Source organism: Streptomyces sp. NPDC005963 (assembly GCF_040638655.1).
Lineage (GTDB): Bacteria > Actinomycetota > Actinomycetes > Streptomycetales > Streptomycetaceae > Streptomyces.
The window spans coordinates 23,274-41,248 of sequence record NZ_JBEXVD010000004.1 but is presented as its reverse complement, the minus strand read 5'-3'; the positions used below and the strand labels follow the sequence as shown (position 1 = coordinate 41,248).

General features: G+C 69.8%; 17 protein-coding genes. 7 read left to right on the top strand and 10 right to left on the bottom strand.

Translation table 11 applies throughout. The features are described from left to right. Nucleotides 1–2: 2 nt before the first annotated feature. From ABZ348_RS08055 to ABZ348_RS08040, 4 genes are all read right to left on the bottom strand, one after another. The gene (locus ABZ348_RS08055; protein WP_358930537.1) at nucleotides 3–1,796 is read right to left on the bottom strand and encodes a glycoside hydrolase family 15 protein; all 1,794 of its coding nucleotides are present in this window, start codon (nucleotides 1,794–1,796) and stop codon (nucleotides 3–5) included. 113 nt (nucleotides 1,797–1,909) lie between these two features. Continuing rightward, complete coding sequence (locus ABZ348_RS08050; RefSeq protein ID WP_358930535.1) at nucleotides 1,910–2,725, bottom strand: SURF1 family protein; 816 nt, start codon at nucleotides 2,723–2,725, stop codon at nucleotides 1,910–1,912. Between the two features lie 102 nt (nucleotides 2,726–2,827). Further along, nucleotides 2,828–3,061 (bottom strand): hypothetical protein, encoded by a 234-nt coding sequence (locus ABZ348_RS08045; RefSeq protein ID WP_250921879.1) that lies wholly within the window; start codon nucleotides 3,059–3,061, stop codon nucleotides 2,828–2,830. 54 nt (nucleotides 3,062–3,115) lie between these two features. After that, nucleotides 3,116–4,117: a DEDDh family exonuclease gene (locus tag ABZ348_RS08040; RefSeq protein WP_358930533.1), complete on the bottom strand. Its 1,002-nt coding sequence runs from the start codon at nucleotides 4,115–4,117 to the stop codon at nucleotides 3,116–3,118. Nucleotides 4,118–4,506: 389 nt separating this feature from the next. Here ABZ348_RS08040 and ABZ348_RS08035 point away from each other — a divergent pair, with 389 nt between their 5' ends. From ABZ348_RS08035 to ABZ348_RS08025, 3 genes are all read left to right on the top strand, one after another. Continuing rightward, nucleotides 4,507–5,178, top strand: coding sequence for a VIT family protein (locus ABZ348_RS08035; protein WP_358931061.1), 672 nt, complete (start codon nucleotides 4,507–4,509; stop codon nucleotides 5,176–5,178). A 168-nt stretch (nucleotides 5,179–5,346) separates the two neighbouring features. Continuing rightward, nucleotides 5,347–6,291, top strand: coding sequence for a sterol desaturase family protein (locus ABZ348_RS08030; protein ID WP_358930531.1), 945 nt, complete (start codon nucleotides 5,347–5,349; stop codon nucleotides 6,289–6,291). A gap of 44 nt (nucleotides 6,292–6,335) precedes the next feature. Then, entirely contained in the window at nucleotides 6,336–6,980 is a 645-nt protein-coding gene (locus ABZ348_RS08025; protein WP_358931060.1) for a lysoplasmalogenase, read from the top strand. 158 nt (nucleotides 6,981–7,138) lie between these two features. Here ABZ348_RS08025 and ABZ348_RS08020 read toward each other — a convergent pair whose 3' ends face one another. Further along, the gene (locus tag ABZ348_RS08020; protein ID WP_358930529.1) at nucleotides 7,139–8,671 is read right to left on the bottom strand and encodes a S8 family serine peptidase; all 1,533 of its coding nucleotides are present in this window, start codon (nucleotides 8,669–8,671) and stop codon (nucleotides 7,139–7,141) included. A gap of 275 nt (nucleotides 8,672–8,946) precedes the next feature. Here ABZ348_RS08020 and ABZ348_RS08015 point away from each other — a divergent pair, with 275 nt between their 5' ends. From ABZ348_RS08015 to moaA, 3 genes are all read left to right on the top strand, one after another. After that, complete coding sequence (locus ABZ348_RS08015; RefSeq protein WP_358930527.1) at nucleotides 8,947–9,327, top strand: DUF485 domain-containing protein; 381 nt, start codon at nucleotides 8,947–8,949, stop codon at nucleotides 9,325–9,327. Next, the gene (locus tag ABZ348_RS08010) at nucleotides 9,324–10,961 is read left to right on the top strand and encodes a cation acetate symporter (protein WP_358930525.1); all 1,638 of its coding nucleotides are present in this window, start codon (nucleotides 9,324–9,326) and stop codon (nucleotides 10,959–10,961) included. Before ABZ348_RS08015 ends, ABZ348_RS08010 begins: the two co-directional genes overlap by 4 nt. A gap of 256 nt (nucleotides 10,962–11,217) precedes the next feature. Next, a complete protein-coding gene (gene moaA / locus ABZ348_RS08005; RefSeq protein WP_358930523.1) occupies nucleotides 11,218–12,207 on the top strand; it encodes a GTP 3',8-cyclase MoaA in 990 nt (329 codons plus the stop codon). Between the two features lie 40 nt (nucleotides 12,208–12,247). Here the strand turns inward: moaA and ABZ348_RS08000 are convergent, their stop codons facing one another. Both ABZ348_RS08000 and ABZ348_RS07995 read right to left on the bottom strand, forming a co-directional pair. Continuing rightward, entirely contained in the window at nucleotides 12,248–12,481 is a 234-nt protein-coding gene (locus ABZ348_RS08000) for a hypothetical protein (protein WP_358931058.1), read from the bottom strand. 211 nt (nucleotides 12,482–12,692) lie between these two features. Continuing rightward, a complete protein-coding gene (locus tag ABZ348_RS07995; RefSeq protein ID WP_358930521.1) occupies nucleotides 12,693–13,067 on the bottom strand; it encodes a DUF3099 domain-containing protein in 375 nt (124 codons plus the stop codon). Between the two features lie 214 nt (nucleotides 13,068–13,281). On the opposite strand from ABZ348_RS07995, the gene ABZ348_RS07990 reads away from it, so the two are divergent. After that, on the top strand, nucleotides 13,282–13,557 hold the full coding sequence (locus ABZ348_RS07990) for a GlsB/YeaQ/YmgE family stress response membrane protein (RefSeq protein WP_358930519.1): 276 nt from the start codon (nucleotides 13,282–13,284) through the stop codon (nucleotides 13,555–13,557). 133 nt (nucleotides 13,558–13,690) lie between these two features. On the opposite strand, the gene tyrS is transcribed toward ABZ348_RS07990, so the two are convergent. The 3 genes from tyrS to ABZ348_RS07975 are packed head-to-tail and all read right to left on the bottom strand — an operon-like array spanning nucleotide 13,691 to nucleotide 17,924. Continuing rightward, complete coding sequence (tyrS, locus tag ABZ348_RS07985; protein WP_358930517.1) at nucleotides 13,691–14,953, bottom strand: tyrosine--tRNA ligase; 1,263 nt, start codon at nucleotides 14,951–14,953, stop codon at nucleotides 13,691–13,693. Between the two features lie 56 nt (nucleotides 14,954–15,009). Then, entirely contained in the window at nucleotides 15,010–16,404 is a 1,395-nt protein-coding gene (locus ABZ348_RS07980; protein WP_358930516.1) for a metallopeptidase TldD-related protein, read from the bottom strand. Continuing rightward, nucleotides 16,401–17,924, bottom strand: coding sequence for a TldD/PmbA family protein (locus tag ABZ348_RS07975; protein ID WP_358930514.1), 1,524 nt, complete (start codon nucleotides 17,922–17,924; stop codon nucleotides 16,401–16,403). The genes ABZ348_RS07980 and ABZ348_RS07975 overlap by 4 nt, the downstream gene beginning before the upstream one ends. Nucleotides 17,925–17,975: the final 51 nt, after the last annotated feature.

Below are 17,975 nucleotides of genomic sequence, written 5' to 3'. Positions count from 1 at the left end.
GTCTATCCTGCCTCCTCCTCACGACCCAGCGCGAGAGCCGTGGTCACGAGCGCGATATGGCTGAACGCCTGGGGGAAGTTCCCGAGCTGACGCCCGGCCACCGGGTCGTACTCCTCCGCGAGCAGACCGACGTCATTGCGCAGGGTCAGCAACCGTTCGAACAGTTCCCGGCCCTCTCTGACCCGACCGGTCATCCGCAGGGCGTCCGCCAGCCAGAACGAGCAGGCCAGAAAGGCTCCTTCCTGGCCGGGCAGACCGTCCACCGCCGCGCCCTCGGTGCTGTAGCGGCGCACCAGACCGCCCGGGGTGCCGAGCCCGTCCCGGATCGCGTCCACGGTGCCGATCACCCGCGGGTCGTCGGGCGGGAGGAAACCGACCCGGGGAATCAGCAGGGTCGCCGCGTCGAGTTCTTCGGAGCCGTAGGACTGGGTGAAGGTGTTCCGCTGGGGGTCGAAGCCCTTCTCGCAGACCTCCCGGTGCACCTCGTCCCGCATGGCGCGCCACCGTCCGGCGTCGCCCCGCAGTGAGGGGTCCGACTCCAGGGTGCGCACCGCACGGTCGGCCGCCACCCACGCCATGACCTTGGAGTGGACGAAGTGGCGGCGCGGTCCCCGCACCTCCCAGAGCCCCTCGTCGGGCTCCCGCCACTTCGACTCCAGGAATCCGAGCAGGCTCAACTGGAGGTACCAGGCGTGTTGCTGGGCGGGCAGTCCCGCCTCCTTGGCCAGGAACAGCGAGTCCATGACCTCGCCGTACACATCGAGTTGGAGCTGTTCCACGGCGGCGTTGCCGGTGCGTACGGGTGCGGAGCCCGCGTATCCCCGCAGCCAGGGCAGTACGGTTTCGGGCAGCCGTCGTTCCCCGGCCAGGCCGTACATGATCTGGAGGTCGGCCGGATCACCGGCGACGGCCCGCAGGAGCCAGTCGCGCCAGGCGGACGCCTCCTCCTGGTAGCCGGCGTCCAGCAGGGCGTCCAGGGTGAGGGTGGAGTCCCGCAGCCAGCAGAAGCGGTAGTCCCAGTTCCGTACGCCGCCGAGTTCCTCGGGCAATGAGGTGGTGGGGGCGGCGACGATTCCACCGGTCGGTCCGTAGGTCAGCGCCTTCAGGGTGATCAGGGAACGGACGACCGGCTCCCGGTAGGGACTGCCGGGACTGGTCCGACAGCGCGCGGCCCACTCCTGCCAGTCCCGCAGACTCGTGTCCAACGCCTCGAAGGGGTCGACGCACTCGGGTCTCGGACGGTGGGAGGGGTGCCAGGTGAGGACGAACGCCACCTTCTCGCCGGCACCGACCGTGAAGGACGACACGGTGCTGAACTGCTGGCCCCACGTCTTGACCTGCGGTTCGCTGCGCAGCCACACCGAATCCGGGCCCGCGATCGCCACCCGGTGGCCGTCCGCGCGGCGCATCCAGGGCACGACCGAGCCGTAGTCGAAGCGCAGCCGCAGGACCCCTTCCATCTCGACCGAGCCGCTGATGCCCTCCACGATCCGCGTGACGGCGGGTGCCTCGTCGCGCTGTGGCATGAAGTCGATGACCTTGACGCTGCCGGTACGGGTGGCCCACACGGTCTCAAGGACCAGCGAATCGTCCAGATAGCGCCGACTGCTGCACAGGTCCGCACCCTTGGGGGCGAGGCGCCAGTGTCCGTTGTCCTTGCTGCCGAGGATCGCGGCGAAGCAGGCCGCCGAGTCGAACCGCGGGAGGCACAGCCAGTCGATGGAACCGTCGGTGCCGACCAGTGCCGCGGTCTGGAGATCGCCGATGAGGGCGTAGTCCTCGATGCGTAGGGTCACGCCTTGGCCTGTTCCCGTCGGCCGCGCAGACTAAGCAACCGGACGACCAAGCGGGTGCGAATGCCGGATTCGCCCGGACGGTCAGTGGGCAGGGGCCCCGGGCGCGCGGACGGTCAGACGTTCACCGGCGTTGTGGAAGAGTCGGGACTGTCGGCAGCGGAGGAAGCGTTTGCGGAGGCCGCCGCCCGTCGATCGCGGACCTCACGGCGAACGAGGATCACCCAACCGATGGGCACCCCGGTCGTGAACAGCCACCACTGGATCGCGTACGCCATGTGCGCACCGATCGAGTCGTGGTCGGGCTCGCGGATCTGCTCCGGTGTGTCGCCCGCGGGCTGCGGTGCGGTCATCTCCAGATAGCCGCCGACGACGGGCATCCCGAGCGCCTTCGACTGTTGGGAGCTGTTGATCAGCATCACCTGGCGGGGCGGCAGCCCGGAGCGCTCCTTGATGCCGCTGCCCCGTGCGGTCTCGTCGGCCTTCAACCGGCCGGTGACCGTCACCGTGCCCCGGGGCGCGGGCGGCACGTCGGGGAAGGCGTGCTGGTCGCCGCGGTCATTGGGCACCCAGCCGCGGTTCACGAGCACCGCGCGACCGTCGGCCAGGACCAGGGGGGTCAGTACGTGGAAGCCGACCCGGTCGTCGGAGTTGGTGCGCAGCCGGACCACGACTTCCTTGTCCGTGGCGAAGGTGCCCGTGGCCGTCACACGCCGCCAGTAGTCGGAGCGGGGCACGGTGTGGCCCTCGGAGGTGAGCTCGGTCACGGGGACCGGCTTCGCCGCCAGGTTCCGCGCGATCAGCTCGTTCTGCACGACCCGGCGCTCATGGCGGTGGAACTGCCAGAAACCCAGCTCGATCATCGTGGGGATGAGAACGAGGCCGATGAGGGTGAGGATCACCCACTGCCGGGACAACAGGAAGCGGTACACGGCTTCGACCGTACCTGCTGGGTCCCACCGTCCCGGCGCCGGGTCCACCACAACCGTTCCGCGCCCGGCGGCAACAGAGTCCCGGAGCCGGACGGGTCGGCGTCACACCCGGTCGACGATCCCCACCCTGCCCTCCGCGCGGGCGCAGTGCGCCCCGCAGTACCAGTGGCCCTCGACCTCGACGCCCTGGCCGATGATCTGGACCCGACAGTGCTCGCAGATGGGCGCCATGCGGTGGATGGCGCAGGAGAAGCAGTCGAAGACGTGCACCGCGCCTTGCGCGTGCACCTCGAACGACATGCCGTACTCGTTTCCGCAGACCTCACAACGTGCCATGCGCCACAGGGTGCGGCCACGTCCACCGGTCTTCGGCGGCGGCACGCCCGGCCGTCACCCGTCTGCCGGGGTCACGTCCCTGAGCAACTGGGTGAAGCCGGCCTCGTCGACGATCGGCGTGCCGTACTGCTTCGCCTTCAGCGACTTCGAGGTGGCGGCGTCCGGATCGTTGGTCACCAGGAGGCTCGTCAGCCGTGACACGCTCGTGGCGACGTGCAGCCCGGCCTCGATCGCACGGTCCTCCAGCAGCTCGCGATCGACGGAGGTGTCCCCCGAGAAGGCCACCCGCATCCCCTGCCGCAGCGTGGAGCCCACCTCGTACCGCCCCGGGTTGGGGTAGGGACACGCCGGCCGTTTGCGCGCGGGCCGCCAGCTGCCGGCACCGTACCGTCCGTACGACGCCGAGCGGCCGTACGAGGACTGCTGGCCGACGCGGGGCGTCGAGGTCGCGGTGTCGACCCACTCGGTCAGCGGACGGCACTCCAGGAGCGGCAGCCGCAGCCCGTCCTTGGCCGCCGCCCGGAGACTGGGCCGGAACGCCTCGGCCAGCACCCGTGCGTCGTCCAACGCGTGGTGCGCGCGCTGCTGGACCACGCCGAAGTGCGCGGCGAGGGATTCGAGCTTGTGGTTGGTCAGCGGCAGCCGCAGTTCCTTGGCGAGCGCGATCGTGCACAGGCGCTGTTGGACCGGTGCGGTGCGGCCGGCCCGTGCGTACTCCCGGGAGATCATCGACCAGTCGAAGAGGGCGTTGTGGGCGACGAGCACCCGTCCGTCCAGACGCTCCGAGAAGGCATCGACGATCTCACCGAAGAGGGGGGCGCCTTCGAGCACCTCGCTGGTGAGGCCGTGGATCCACACCGGCCCCGGGTCGCGCTCGGGGTTCACCAGCGTGTACCAGTGGTCCTGGACGTCACCCCGGGTGTCGAGGCGGTAGACGGCAGCAGAGACTATCCGGTCGTCCCGAGCGAGTCCGGTGGTCTCCACATCGACGACCGCATACCCCTGGGGATACGCGGTCGGCCATGTCGTTGCTGCTGTCGTGCTGTCGTCGAGCATGGTCACAGAGAATACGGGCCGCCTGAGACAGCGTCCGATCCCCCTGCCCGGTACGCTCCTTGTGGCCCTTTGCGCCCCCTACGCGCCCCCTCGGGCGAGGGATGTCGTACCTCCGGTCGTACCTCCGGTCGATTTGGCGGTCGATCTGGCGGTCGTTCAACCACGCCCCGGGCGCGGCCGAAAGGGCCTGCGCGTACGGGCACCGCAGCTGACGGCCCGCCAGCTGCTCGGGCGTCGCGGGCGGGTCGATCCGCGCCCGCGCGTCTCCCCGATGAGACCCTCCCGGGGTGAGTGCTGACGAACCGCAGGACGCGCCCCGCCCGCTCCCGGGCGACCGCCCTGACGACCCGTCCACCGCGTCCCCGGGACACGAGCCCCACGGCAACGCCCTGGGCACCCGGCTGAACTGGCTGCGGGCCGCGGTCCTCGGCGCCAACGACGGTGTCGTCTCCACCGCCGGTCTCGTGGTGGGCGTCGCGGGAGCCACCGGGGACCGCGACGCACTGCTGACCGCCGGGCTCGCCGGACTGCTCGCCGGCTCGATGTCCATGGCCGCCGGCGAGTACGTCTCCGTATCCACCCAGCGGGACTCCGAACAGGCCGCCCTGGCCGTCGAGCGCAGGGAGTTGCGGGAGCAGCCCGAGGCCGAACTCGACGAACTCACCGATCTCCTGGCAGAACGGGGACTGTCCGCACAGGTGGCCAGGGAGGCCGCGGTCCAACTCACGGAGCGCGACGCGCTGCGCGCCCATGCCCGGGTCGAGCTCGGCATCAACCCGGACGCCCTGGCCAATCCGTGGCACGCGGCCGGCGCCAGCTGCCTCGCCTTCACGGTCGGTGCGCTGCTGCCGCTCCTGGCGATCGTGCTGCCGCCCGCTTCGGTGCGGCTGTGGGTCACGGTCCTGTCCGTACTGGCGGCCCTCGCGATGACGGGGTGGTGGAGCGCGCGACTGGGTGCGGCGCTGGTGCCGCGCGCGGTGCTGCGCAACGTCGGCGGGGGAGCACTGGCGATGGGCGTCACCTACGCGGCCGGGTCCCTGCTGGGGGCTGCCGGAGTCTGACGGAACTCCCTGATCGGGGATGCGGTCGGGTCCGACGATGGGTCGGCGCGTTCCCTTCGTGGGACGCCCGTTTGGCAGAAGTCACCAAAAGTTGCTGACAAACTGTCTTGCATACTTGTCGGTAACACCGTCTAGCCCTGCCCGCCGAACCGCCTCTACCGTGCCAACATGCCCAATCCACCCGATGTCGTGCTGTGGTCCCTGCCCGCATTCGCGCTGCTCACCGTCGTGGAGATGGTCAGCCATCGACTCCGCCCCGACGAAGGGACAGCGGGGTACGACACCCGGGACACCGCCACCAGCCTCGCGATGGGGCTGGGCAGCCTGTTCACCGACCTCCTGTGGAAGATCCCCATCCTGATGATCTACACGGCGGTGTACGAGCTCACCCCCGCCAGGATCCCCCTCGTCTGGTGGACCCTGCCGCTGCTGCTCCTGGCGCAGGACTTCCTCTACTACTGGTCCCACCGCGGACACCACGTCGTCCGGGTCCTGTGGGCCACGCACGTGGTCCACCACTCCAGCCGGAAGTTCAACCTCACCACCGCGCTGCGCCAGCCCTGGACCACCTGGACGGTCTGGCCGTTCTACCTGCCGCTCATCGCCATCGGAGTGCATCCCGCGGCCGTCGCCTTCTGCTCGTCCCTCAACCTCGTCTACCAGTTCTGGGTGCACACCGAACGGATCGGCACCCTGCCGCGCCCCGTGGAGTACCTCCTGAACACCCCCTCCCACCACCGGGTGCACCACGCATCCCAAGGCGGCTACCTCGACCGCAACTTCGGCGGCATCCTCATCGTGTGGGACCGCCTCTTCGGGTCGTTCGCGGCGGAGCGGGAACGACCGGTCTTCGGGCTCACCAAGAACATCACCACCCACAATCCGCTGCGGGTGGCGACCCACGAGTACGTTGCCATCGCGCGGGACGTCCGGGCGGCCGAAGGCTGGCGCGAGCGTGCGGGCCGGGTCTTCGGCCGACCGGGGTGGGAGCCGCGCAAGCACGGGCGCCCCACCGGAGCCCTGGACTCACCCCCGGCCGCTCAGCCCGCTTGCCAGACCGTGTGCCCGACTGACTCCCGAGCTGTTTCCCCGGTCGTGGGAGGCACCCCGTGAACACGCAGCACGACATCGCACCGTCCGCCGGCGCCCCGTGGAACCTGCCCCGACCCGGACCGCTCCTCCCTCCGGGCACGCTCGCCCGGGCCCTCCTGGTCGCCTTCGGACTGGCGCTGCTCGCCGATCTCGGTTCCCTGCTCGCCGACGCCGAACTCGGCCACCGCATCGCCAAGCCGCTGCTGATGCCCCTGCTCGTCGCCCATGTGATCGTCCGCCGCGGCCCCCTGCTGTTGGTGGCCGCCCTCGTCTGCGGCTGGGGCGGCGATGTGTTCCTGCTCGCCGACTCCGACACGGCGTTCCTGGCGGGCATGGGGTCCTTCGCCCTCGGCCACCTGTGCTACCTGGCTCTGTTCGGCCGCGCCCGGACCCCCCGGGGCTCGGTCATCGTCTACGGAGTGGCGCTGGTCGGCGCGGTCGCCGCCCTCTGGCCCGGTCTGCCCGCCGAACTGCGGGTGCCCGTCGCCGGTTATTCGCTCCTGCTCACCGCCATGGCGTGGCGATCGACCGCGCTGGGCGTCGCGGCCGGTGCCGGTGGAGCACTCTTCCTGATCTCGGACCTGCTCATCGCCACCGGGGTCGCCGACTGGCCCCAACCACCCGCACCCGACTTCTGGATCATGCTCCTGTACGGGGTGGGGCAACTGCTCCTGACCCTCGGGGTGCTGTCCCGGCAACAGCGCCGCTGAGTGCGGACGGGCAACCGGGGTCGGTCACGGCAACGGGGGCCGGACGCGTGTTCCGCGTCCGACCCCCGTTGCGTGCGCCGTGCCGCGATCGCGTCCGGTCACCGCCCCTTCGCGGGGTCGCTGCCGGCCGTCCGTCGCGCTTCGGCGCCGGTCACGGCCTACCGGCGTACGGCGTCGAGGGCGTCGGCGACGCCCTCACCGTAGAAGCCGTTCTTGGCCTTCCCGCCCTCGCACACCGCATCGACGACACCGTCGCCGTTGATGTCGTACGGGTTGGTGCACGCCCGGTTGTCGGCCTGTGCGTAGAGCAGGGCCTTCACCGCGGCCGGGGAGGCCTGCGGGTGCTTCGACTTGATGAGTGCCACCACGCCGGCGACGTGCGGTGACGCCATCGACGTACCGGCCTTGTAGCCGTACTTGTTGTTCGGCAGCGTGGACAGGATGCGGCCGTCGGTCGCCGGGGCGTCCGGCTTCTGGAGCGCGGTGCTGTCGCCGCCGGGGGCCGAGATGTCGACCACGCCGTCGCCGTAGTTCGAGAACGACGACTTCAGCCCCTTCGCGCCGAGGGAGGAGGTGGTGACGACGCCCGGCAGTTGGGTCGGGATGTCGAGGCACACGCTCGGGTCGATGACACGGTCCACCGGGGTGGTGTCGTTGGGGCTGCTGTTGTCGCTCACCTGGTCGGCCGCGAGGTCGGTCCGGCTGTTGCCCGCCGCCGCCACGTTCACGGAGCCCTTGCGCTCTGCGTACCGGGTCGCCCGGGTGACGGCCTCGACGAGGGCCGTCTGGTCCGGGTCGTTCGTGCAGTTGAACAGCCACGGGTCCACGTAGTAGCTGTTGTTGGTCACCTCGACGCCGCGCTCGGCCGCCCAGATGAAGCCGCAGACGACGGCCTCGGTGTAGAAGAAGCCATCGGGCGTCGACACCTTGATGCCGGAGACCTTGACGCCCGGCGCCACTCCGGTGACGCCGACGCCGTTCTTGGCCGCCGCTATGGTGCCCGCGACGTGCGTGCCGTGGTCGCTCTCGCCGACGGCGGGCCGCCAGGAGCCGGCCGTGGTGTCCGGCTTGCCGGTGACGCAGTTCGCGGAGGCGGCCTGGTCGAAGTTGGGCGCGAGGTCGGGGTGGGTGTCGTCCACGCCCGTGTCGATCACGGCGACCGTGACCTTCTTGCTGCCCAGCGACCTCTTGTGCGCCTGGTCCGCCTTGATGGCCGGCAGGCTCCACTGGAGGGGTTCGAGCGGGTCCTGCTCGTCCTGGGCGGTGGCCGCTGCGGACTTCGCCTCCTGGGCGGTCAGCGGGCGTTCCGAGGCGATCGACGTGTCCGTCGCGGTCGTCAGCGGGGCGGTCCTGGTGGCGCCGGCCGACACCACTCCGCGGGCCTTCCTGATCTCCGTACCGAAGTCGGGGTTCTGCGAGTGGACGACGATGACACCTATCTGGTCATAGGCGATCACCACCGTTCCGCCCGCTCTCGCTATCGCCTTCTTCACCGAGGCGGCCGTGTGGGAGCCGCTCGCGACGTTCACCACGTACGACAGCTTCGGGCCGTCCGCCACCACTGCGGCGGGCGCTTCGGCCGGGGTGAGGGCCGAGGCAGCTCCCGCGGGCAGGAAGCCGAGCGAGGCCGTGAGCGCCAGACCCGCAGGCAGCGCGATCGCCCGACGCCGCTTGGACAGCAGATGAGCCATGGGTTCTCCACATCATCCGTGACAACCGTCCAGGCACGGGGTGCGCTTGGACGCGTACATGACCAGCGAAGCTATCGCCGATCTTGATCGCCATCAATGTCCGAGCGGAAACCGTCACCAAAAAAGGCCGATGTTGAACCGGTCCGGCGTGCTCTCCGTGCCGTTGTCAGGAGGTGGAGCACCATCACAACCCTCCAGTGCCTCCTGAAAAGCGAAGGTAATCCCCCTTGACCACCACGCCCGTCCCCACCCCTCCCGCGTCACCAGGAGAAGCCGTGGCAACCGACGCAGCGCCGCCGCCCCAGGGCGAGACCGGCACGACCCCCGCCCAGCCCACCACCGAGCAGTTCATCGCGGTGCAGGAGAGCGCGGAGTTCGGCGAACTGCGCAGCACCTACCGCTCGTTCGCCTTCCCCCTGACCGTCGCCTTCATCGCCTGGTACCTGCTGTACGTCCTGCTGTCGAACTACGCGGGCGGCTTCATGGGCACCAAGGTCTTCGGCAACATCAACGTGGCGCTGGTCTTCGGTCTCGCCCAGTTCGCCACCACCTTCCTCATCGCCTGGCTCTACTCCCGCCACGCGGCGGCGAAGCTCGACCCCAAGGCCGAGGCGATCAAGTCCCGCATGGAATCCCGTACGGAGGCGGGCGGATGAGCGACACCCTGCACCTGGCCGTGACCGGGCTGGCGGCCGAGAACGCCACCACCGAACACCGGCCCCTCATCATCACCCTGTTCGCGGCCTTCGTCGTGGCCACCCTGTTCATCACGGTGTGGGCCGGACGACAGACCCGCAGCGCCGCCGACTTCTACGCGGGCGGACGCCAATTCACCGGCTTCCAGAACGGCTTGGCGATCTCGGGCGACTACATGTCCGCCGCCTCGTTCCTCGGCATCGCCGGCGCCATCGCCCTCTTCGGCTACGACGGCTTCCTCTACTCCATCGGCTTCCTCGTCGCCTGGCTGGTCGCCCTGCTCCTGGTCGCCGAACCCCTGCGCAACTCGGGCCGCTTCACGATGGGCGACGTCCTCGCCTACCGGATGCGCCAACGCCCCGTGCGCACCGCCGCCGGCACCTCCACCATCGTCGTCTCGATCTTCTACCTCCTCGCGCAGATGGCCGGTGCGGGCGTCCTGGTCTCCCTGCTGCTCGGCATCACCAACGACGGCGGCAAGATCCTCATCGTCGCCCTCGTCGGTCTGCTGATGATCCTCTACGTCACCATCGGCGGGATGAAGGGCACCACCTGGGTGCAGATGGTCAAGGCCGTCCTACTGATCGCGGGCACCTTGCTCATCACCTTCCTGGTGCTGCTCAAGTTCAACTTCAACATCTCCGAACTCCTCGGCACCGCCGCCGAGAAGAGCGGTCACGGAGCAGCCTTCCTGGAGCCCGGACTGAAGTACGGGGCGACCGGCACCTCCAAGTTGGACTTCATCTCCCTGGGCATCGCGCTGGTCCTCGGCACCGCCGGACTGCCGCACATCCTCATCCGCTTCTACACCGTCCCCACATCCCAGGCCGCCCGCAAGTCGGTCAACTGGGCGATCGGGATCATCGGCGGGTTCTATCTGATGACGATCGCCCTCGGCTTCGGGGCCGCGGCCATCGTCGGACAGACCGAGATCTCCGAGTCCAACAAGGCGGGCAACACCGCGGCGCCCCTGCTCGCCCTCCACATCGGCGGTACGGACTCGGCCGGCGGGGCGATCCTGCTCGCCGTCATCTCGGCCGTCGCCTTCGCCACGATCCTCGCGGTGGTCGCCGGGCTCACCCTCGCCTCCTCGTCGTCCTTCGCGCACGACATCTACGCGAACGTCATCCGCCGCGGCCAGGCCACCGAGAAGGAGGAGGTCCGGGCCGCCCGCTGGGCGACCGTCGCCATCGGCGTCGTCTCCATCGGGCTCGGAGCACTCGCCCGGGACCTCAACGTGGCCGGCCTGGTCGCCCTCGCCTTCGCGGTCGCCGCATCGGCGAACCTGCCGACCATCCTGTACAGCCTGTTCTGGAAGCGGTTCACCACCCAGGGCGCCCTGTGGTCCATCTACGGCGGACTGATTTCCTCCGTGGTGCTGGTGCTGTTCTCGCCTGTCGTCTCCGGCAAGCCGACATCGATGTTCAAGGACCTGGACTTCTACTGGTTCCCCCTGGAGAACCCCGGCATCGTCTCCATCCCGCTCGGCTTTCTCCTCGGCTGGCTCGGTTCACTGCTGGGCAAGGAGGAGCCGGACCGCGGCAAGTACGCGGAACTGGAGGTCAAGTCCCTCACCGGTACCGGAGCCCACTGAGCCGCACGGGCACGGTACGGGGGCCAGGGCGTAGGAAGCCGCCGCCCTGGCCCCCTCATTCTTGTCCCCCTGCTCCGGGCGCCCTGCTCCGGGCGCACCCTGCCCGGGCACCGACACGGTCGATCGTCAGACCGCTGACGTAGGCTCGACAGCAGCAAGGAGCGTCGTCGGGCGTCCGGCGCCGGCGGCCCCTCGCTGATCGCACGCGTACGTTCGTCCGATCCGCTGGGATGTTCGCCGGGAAAGGGGGCTCGCGGTGCTCGTCGATACCTATGGCCGGGTCGCCACCGACCTCCGTGTGTCGCTGACCGACCGATGCAATCTCCGGTGCACGTACTGCATGCCGGAGGAGGGCCTCCAATGGCTGGCCAAACCGGATCTGCTCAGCGATGACGAGATCGTACGGCTGGTGGAGATCGCCGTCTCCAGGCTGGGCGTCACCGAAGTCCGCTTCACCGGCGGAGAGCCGCTGCTGAGGCCGGGACTGACCGGCATCGTGGAGCGCTGTGCTGCGCTCGCACCCGCCCCCCGGCTCTCCCTCACCACCAACGGCATCGGCCTCAAACGCACCGCAGCCGCCCTCCGGGCCGCAGGTCTCCACCGGGTCAACGTCTCCCTCGACACCCTCCGCCCGGACGTCTTCAAGACGCTCACCCGACGCGATCGCCACCGCGATGTGCTCGCCGGGCTGGAGGCCGCATCGGAAGCCGGCCTCACCCCCGTGAAGATCAACACGGTTCTGATGCCCGGCCTCAATGACGACGAGGCACCGCAGATGCTCGCCTGGGCCATCGACCACGCCTACGAACTGCGCTTCATCGAGCAGATGCCCCTCGACGCCCAACACGGGTGGACGCGCGACGGCATGATCACAGCAGGTGACATCCTCACCTCGCTGCGCACCCGCTTCACGCTCACTCCCGAAGGGGACGACCGGCGCGGATCGGCACCCGCCGAGCGCTGGATCGTGGACGGCGGGCCCCATCGGGTCGGAGTGATCGCCTCGGTCACCCGCCCGTTCTGCCGCGCCTGCGACCGCACCCGGCTCACCGCCGACGGTCAGGTGCGCAACTGCCTGTTCGCCCGCGAGGAGACCGACCTACGGGCCGCCCTGCGCTCGGACGCCCCCGACGAGGAGATCGCCGCGTTGTGGCGGCAGGCGATGTGGGGCAAGAAGGCCGGCTCGGGCCTGGACGACCCCGAGTTCCTCCAGCCGGACCGTCCCATGTCGGCGATAGGCGGCTGAGCGACTCTCCTCCTGGGGCCGGACCGCCCCGGAGCTCCCCCTACTCTGCTGCGTTGCCTTGGCCCGATGCCTCCCACTCCTCCAGTGGTACGCAGTCCTTGAGGAACCCGCGGAGGCTGAGGAACTGGGAGAGGTGTTCCCGGTGTTCCTCGCACGCGACCCAGGTCTTGCGGCGCTCGGGAGTGTGCAGCTTCGGGTTGTTCCAGGCCAGGACCCAAACGGCCGGCGCACGGCAGCCCTTGGCGGAACAGATCGGGGTTTCTTCGCTCACCAGCACATTGTCCACAACAAACGACGCCGAGCAGCCACGGGGGGAGCTGCCCGGCGTCGGTCCGTCGCTCCGACGGGGGATGCGGAGCGCGTAGGCAGTATGTCACGCACCATGGGGTACGAGGCACTGGAACTTCATGATTGATCTGAGCTTTTCCTGAGGTTGGAAAGCGCCTCGTACCGGCGGTACGGAGCGTCGACCGCGCCCTCTCAGGTCAGGTGCCCTGCGGCCGGTGCGCGTCGGTTCCGAAGGCCGTTGCGTCCGACGGCGATTCCGGATCCCCTGACCGCTCCACGGGCGAGATCATCGGACGCACCGGAGTGGAGAGGAAGCTCGACGGCAACGAAGGAGCGTTCTCCCGGCCCGCGTTGGCGATCACCACGGCGATGTACGGGAGCAGGATGCCGAGGGCCAGGGCCACGATTGCCACATGCCGCTCCACGTTCCACAGCACGGCGCCCAGGACCACCGAAACAGTGCGCACCGACATGGAGATCACATAGCGACGCTGACGGGCCCGCACGTCGTCGGCGAGCCCCGCTCGCGCTCCCGTGATCCGGAAGACCTCCGCGTCTGCCTGCTTCCCCATCACGTTCCACCGCCCGTTTCCGCCGTCGGACACTCCCTGGTCCCAACCGCCTCCACCGTAGCCCGCCGGTGTGACGGCCACGAGAGGGGGGCGGGTGCGCTGCGTGATCACCCTGCGTCGCACCCCGTATGGCGCCGCCCGACATGCGCCGTACGGACTACGGGCTGACACTGACGACAGAACTGCTCACGCAGAGCCGTACGAGGAGGCAGCAATGGGCTGGTTGTGGGCGATCATCGTGGGATTCGTGCTGGCACTGATCGCCAAGGCGATCCTGCCCGGAAAGCAGCACCTTCCCTTGTGGCTGGCCACCATCTGCGGCATCGGCGGCGCGGTGCTCGGCAACTGGGCCGCAGGCGGGATGGGCATCGAGGAAACCCCCGGCTTCGACTGGGGGCGTCACGCACTCCAACTTGTCTTCGCCGTCGCCCTGGTCTTCCTGGGAGACCGGGCGTGGATCGCGATGAAGGGCAACAGGCAGAGAGCCTGAGCGAGCCCGGCCCCGGCACCGATCGGGGTCGGGTACGGGCGCGGCAACGAGACGGCGGCCACCCGGGTACTCCCGGATGGCCGCCGTCTCGTTGGCCTACCTCGTCCAACAGCGGATCGGCAGGCGAACCCGGTCAGCCCAGTTCGACGGCGGCCAGGTTCTTCTTGCCCCGCCGCAGCACCAGCCAGCGGCCGTGCAGCAGCTCCCCGGTGTCCGGGACCGCGTCCTCGGCGGTGATCTTGACGTTGTTCACGTACGCCCCGCCCTCCTTCACCGTGCGCCGGGCGGCCGACTTGCTCGCCGCCAGCCCCACCTCGGTGAACAGGTCGACGACCGGGGCCAGCTCGGAGACCTTGGCGTGCGGCAGCTCGGAGAGCGCGGCCCGCAGCGTCGGCTCGTCCAACTCCGCCAGCTCGCCCTGACCGAACAGCGCCTTCGACGCGTTCATCACGGCGGCGCACTCCTCGGCGCCGTGCACCAACGTCGTCAGCTCCTCGGCCAGCGCCCGCTGGGCGGCCCGCGCCTGCGGACGCTCCTCGGTCAGCCGCTCCAACTCCTCGATCTCCTCGCGCGAGGCGAAGCTGAAGATCCGCAGGAACTTGGAGACGTCCCGGTCGTCCGCGTTCAGCCAGAACTGGTAGAAGGCGTACGGGGTGGTCCGCTCGGGGTCCAGCCAGATCGTGCCGGACTCGGTCTTGCCGAACTTGGTGCCGTCGGCCTTGGTGATCAGCGGGGTCGCCAGCGCGTGCACCCCGGCGTCCGGCTCGACCCGATGGATCAGGTCCGTACCGGCCGTGAGATTGCCCCACTGGTCGCTGCCACCGGTCTGGAGCGTGCAGCCGTGCCGGCGGTACAGCTCCAGGTAGTCCATCCCCTGGAGGATCTGGTAACTGAACTCGGTGTAGCTGATCCCCGCGTCGGAGTTCAGCCGACGGGCGACTGCCTCCTTCGCGATCATCTTGTTGACCCGGAAGTACTTCCCCACATCACGGAGGAAGTCGATCGCCGACAGTCCCGATGTCCAGTCCAGGTTGTTGACCATGGTCGCCGCGTACGGGCCGTCGAAGTCCAGGAACCGCTCGACCTGGGCCCGCAGCCGCTCCACCCACTCGGCGACCGTCTCCGGGGCGTTCAGCGTCCGCTCGGAGTTGGGCTTGGGGTCCCCGATCAGCCCGGTCGCCCCGCCGACCAGCCCCAGCGGACGGTTCCCCGCCAGCTGGATGCGCCGCATCGTAAGGATCTGCACCAGATTGCCCAGGTGCAGACTGGGCGCGGTCGGGTCGAAGCCGCAATAGAACGTGACGGGACCGTCCGCGAACGCCTTCCGCAATGCGTCCTCGTCAGTGGACAGGGCGATCAGCCCGCGCCACTGCAGTTCGTCGACGATGTCCGTCACTTCTCTCGCATCTCCTTCAGAGTCATCACACGGCCCGGTGGTGGGCCCCTTCGAGGTTATACGCCCCGGCTGACCGAACTCATATTGAAATCGGGGACCCGAAGCGCCGGCATGGCGGCCCGGGTGAACCAGTCGCCCCATTCCCGGGGCAGGGTCTTCTGCGTCACGCCGGCCTCCGTCGCCCGCGAGAGGAGACCCACCGGTGACTCGTTGAACCGGAAGTTGTTCACCGCACCGACCACCTCCCCGCCCTCCACCAGATAGACGCCGTCCCTGGTCAGACCCGTCAGGAGCAGGGTCGCCGGATCCACCTCGCGGATGTACCAGAGACAGGTGAGCAGAAGCGCACGACCGCTCGTCGCCGCCACCATCTCCTCCAGCGAGCGCTCGTTGCCCCCGTCCAGGATGAGGTTCCCGGCGCCCGGTGCCACCGGCAGGCCCGTCAGCCCGGCACTGTGCCGGGTGGTCACCAACTGCTCCAGCTTCCCGCCGCGCACCCACTCGGTCGCCGACAGCGGCAGACCGTTGTCGAAGACGGACGCGTCATCGCCCGAGGAGTGCGCGATCACGAACGGAGCCGACTCCAGACCCGGCTCGTGGGGATCGCTGCGCAGCGTCAGCGGCAGCGGCGACAGCGTCTCGCCCACGCGGGTGCCGCCCCCCGGCTTGGAGAAGACCGTACGCCCCTCCGCCGCGTCCCGCGCCGCCGCCGACCACAGCTGGTAGATCAACAGATCGGCGACCGCCGTCGGCGGCAGCAACGTCTCGTACCGCCCGGCCGGCAACTCGATCCGACGCTCGGCCCACCCGAGCCGCTGCGCCAGTTCCGCATCGAGATCGGCCAGGTCCACGTCCTCGAAGTCGCGGGTGGCGACCCCCGCCCAGGCCGAGCGGGAACGGTCGGGGGACTTGGCGTTCAGCTCCAGCGTGCCGTTCGGCTGGTCGTGGCGCAGCCGTAGCCCGGTGGAGGTCCCCAGATAGGTCGAGGTCATCTCGTGGTTCGCGAAGCCGTACAGCTCCCGCCCGCCCGCCCTGGCTCGGGCGAACGCCTCCCCGAGCGCCGGTGCGAACTGCGCGAACACATCCGAGGAGGTCTCCGCGGGCGCGTCGCGGAAACCGGCCGTGGGCTCCGCGTCCCCGACCAGGGGCTGGGCGTCCTCGGCGGGGTCCGACTTCCTGGCTGCGGCCTCCGCGGCCCGCACCAGCGGCTCCAGTTCGTCGGCGGTCACCGCGGACCGCGACACCACCCCCGACGCGGTGCCCCGCGCGCCGTCGGCGGTCGCGATCACCGTGAGGGTGCGGCCCCGGGTGACCCCGTTGGTGGTCAGTGCGTTCCCCGCCCAGCGCAGATTGGCGGACGACTGCTCGTCCGCGATCACCATGCACCCGTCGGTCGAGGACAGCTCCAGCGCCCGTTCGACGATCTCGTACGGCTTGCTGCTACGGCTCATCGGCCGGCCTCCTGGGTGGTGTTGAGGATGTCCACACCGCGGAACAGCGCCGTGGGGCAGCCGTGGGAGACCGCTGCGACCTGTCCCGGCTGTGCCTTCCCGCAGTTGAACGCCCCGCCGAGCACATAGGTCTGCGGGCCGCCCACCTGCTCCATCGACCCCCAGAAGTCCGTGGTCGTCGCCTGGTACGCGACGTCCCGCAGCTGTCCGGCGAGCCGTCCGTTCTCGATCCGGAAGAACCGCTGTCCGGTGAACTGGAAGTTGTAGCGCTGCATGTCGATCGACCACGAACGGTCCCCGACCACGTAGATTCCGCGCTCGACGCCACCGATGAGGTCCTCGGTCGACAGGCCGCCCGCCACCGGCTGGAGCGAGACGTTCGCCATCCGCTGTACGGGCACATGGCTGGGGGAGTCCGCGTAGGCGCAGCCGTTGGACCGCCCGAGGCCGGTCAGTTTCGCGATCCGACGGTCCGTCTGGTAGCCCACCAGCGTCCCGTTCTTGATCAGGTCCCAGGACTGGGCCTTCACGCCCTCGTCGTCGTAGCCGATGGTGGCGAGCCCGTGCTCCGCGGTCCTGTCCCCGGTCACGTTCATCACCGACGCGCCGTACTCCAACTTGCCCAACTGGTCGAAGGTGGCGAACGAGGTGCCCGCGTACGCCGCTTCATAGCCCAGCGCCCGGTCCAGCTCGGTGGCGTGGCCGATCGACTCGTGGATGGTGAGCCACAGGTTCGACGGGTCCACCACCAGGTCGTAGCGACCGGCCTCGACGCTCGGGGCCCGCATCTTCTCGGCCAGCAGTTCCGGGATCTGCTCCAGTTCGCCCTCCCAGTCCCAGCCGGTGCCGGTCAGATACTCCCAGCCGCGGCCCGCGGGCGGGGCGATCGTCCGCATCGAGTCGAACTCGCCGGTCGTCTCGTCCACCGCGACCGCGCTGACCTGCGGATGCAGCCGCACCCGCTGCTGGGTGGTGACGGTGCCCGCGGTGTCCGCGTAGAACTTGTTCTCCTGCACGGTCAGCAGCGAGGCGTCCACGTGCGCGACCCCGCCGGCCGCGAGGAGCCGTGCACTCCACTCCGCGAGCAGCGCCGTCTTCTCCTCGTCGGCGACCTCGAACGGATTGATCCGGTACGAGGAGATCCAGGTCTTGTCCGCGTGCACGGGCTCGTGCGCCAACTCGACCCGCTCGTTCGAACCGGCCGCAGCGAGCACCTGGGCCGACAGCTTGGCCATGGCCACCGCCTGCCCCGCGACACGCGCAGCCGCATCCATCGTCATGTCCACGCCGGAAGCGAAGCCCCAGGCCCCGCCGTGGACCACCCGCACCGCATAACCCAGATCCGTGGTGTCCGACGACCCCGACGGCTTCGCGTCCCGCAACCGCCAGGCGGCGCTGCGCACCCGCTCGAAACGGAAGTCGGCGTGGTGGGCGCCCAGCGCGCGTGCTCGGGCGAGCGCCGCGTCGGCGAGCGCCCGCAGCGGCAGCGCCGTGAACGACGCGTCGATGGAATGGGCCACGGATGTCTCCTGTCGTATGAGCCCGGTCGCCCCGGTGGGCCGAGCCCGGTC

Excerpts from the sequence above, each read along its gene's own strand:
- ABZ348_RS08020 (WP_358930529.1), bottom strand. The coding sequence starts at position 8,671 with ATGGCTCATCTGCTGTCCAAGCGGCGTCGGGCGATCGCGCTGCCTGCG.
- ABZ348_RS08040 (WP_358930533.1), bottom strand. The coding sequence starts at position 4,117 with ATGCTCGACGACAGCACGACAGCAGCAACGACATGGCCGACCGCGTAT.
- ABZ348_RS07980 (WP_358930516.1), bottom strand. The coding sequence starts at position 16,404 with ATGAGCCGTAGCAGCAAGCCGTACGAGATCGTCGAACGGGCGCTGGAG.
- ABZ348_RS07995 (WP_358930521.1), bottom strand. The coding sequence starts at position 13,067 with ATGGGGAAGCAGGCAGACGCGGAGGTCTTCCGGATCACGGGAGCGCGA.
- ABZ348_RS07990 (WP_358930519.1), top strand. The coding sequence starts at position 13,282 with ATGGGCTGGTTGTGGGCGATCATCGTGGGATTCGTGCTGGCACTGATC.
- ABZ348_RS08045 (WP_250921879.1), bottom strand. The coding sequence starts at position 3,061 with ATGGCACGTTGTGAGGTCTGCGGAAACGAGTACGGCATGTCGTTCGAG.
- ABZ348_RS08010 (WP_358930525.1), top strand. The coding sequence starts at position 9,324 with ATGAGCGACACCCTGCACCTGGCCGTGACCGGGCTGGCGGCCGAGAAC.
- ABZ348_RS08030 (WP_358930531.1), top strand. The coding sequence starts at position 5,347 with ATGCCCAATCCACCCGATGTCGTGCTGTGGTCCCTGCCCGCATTCGCG.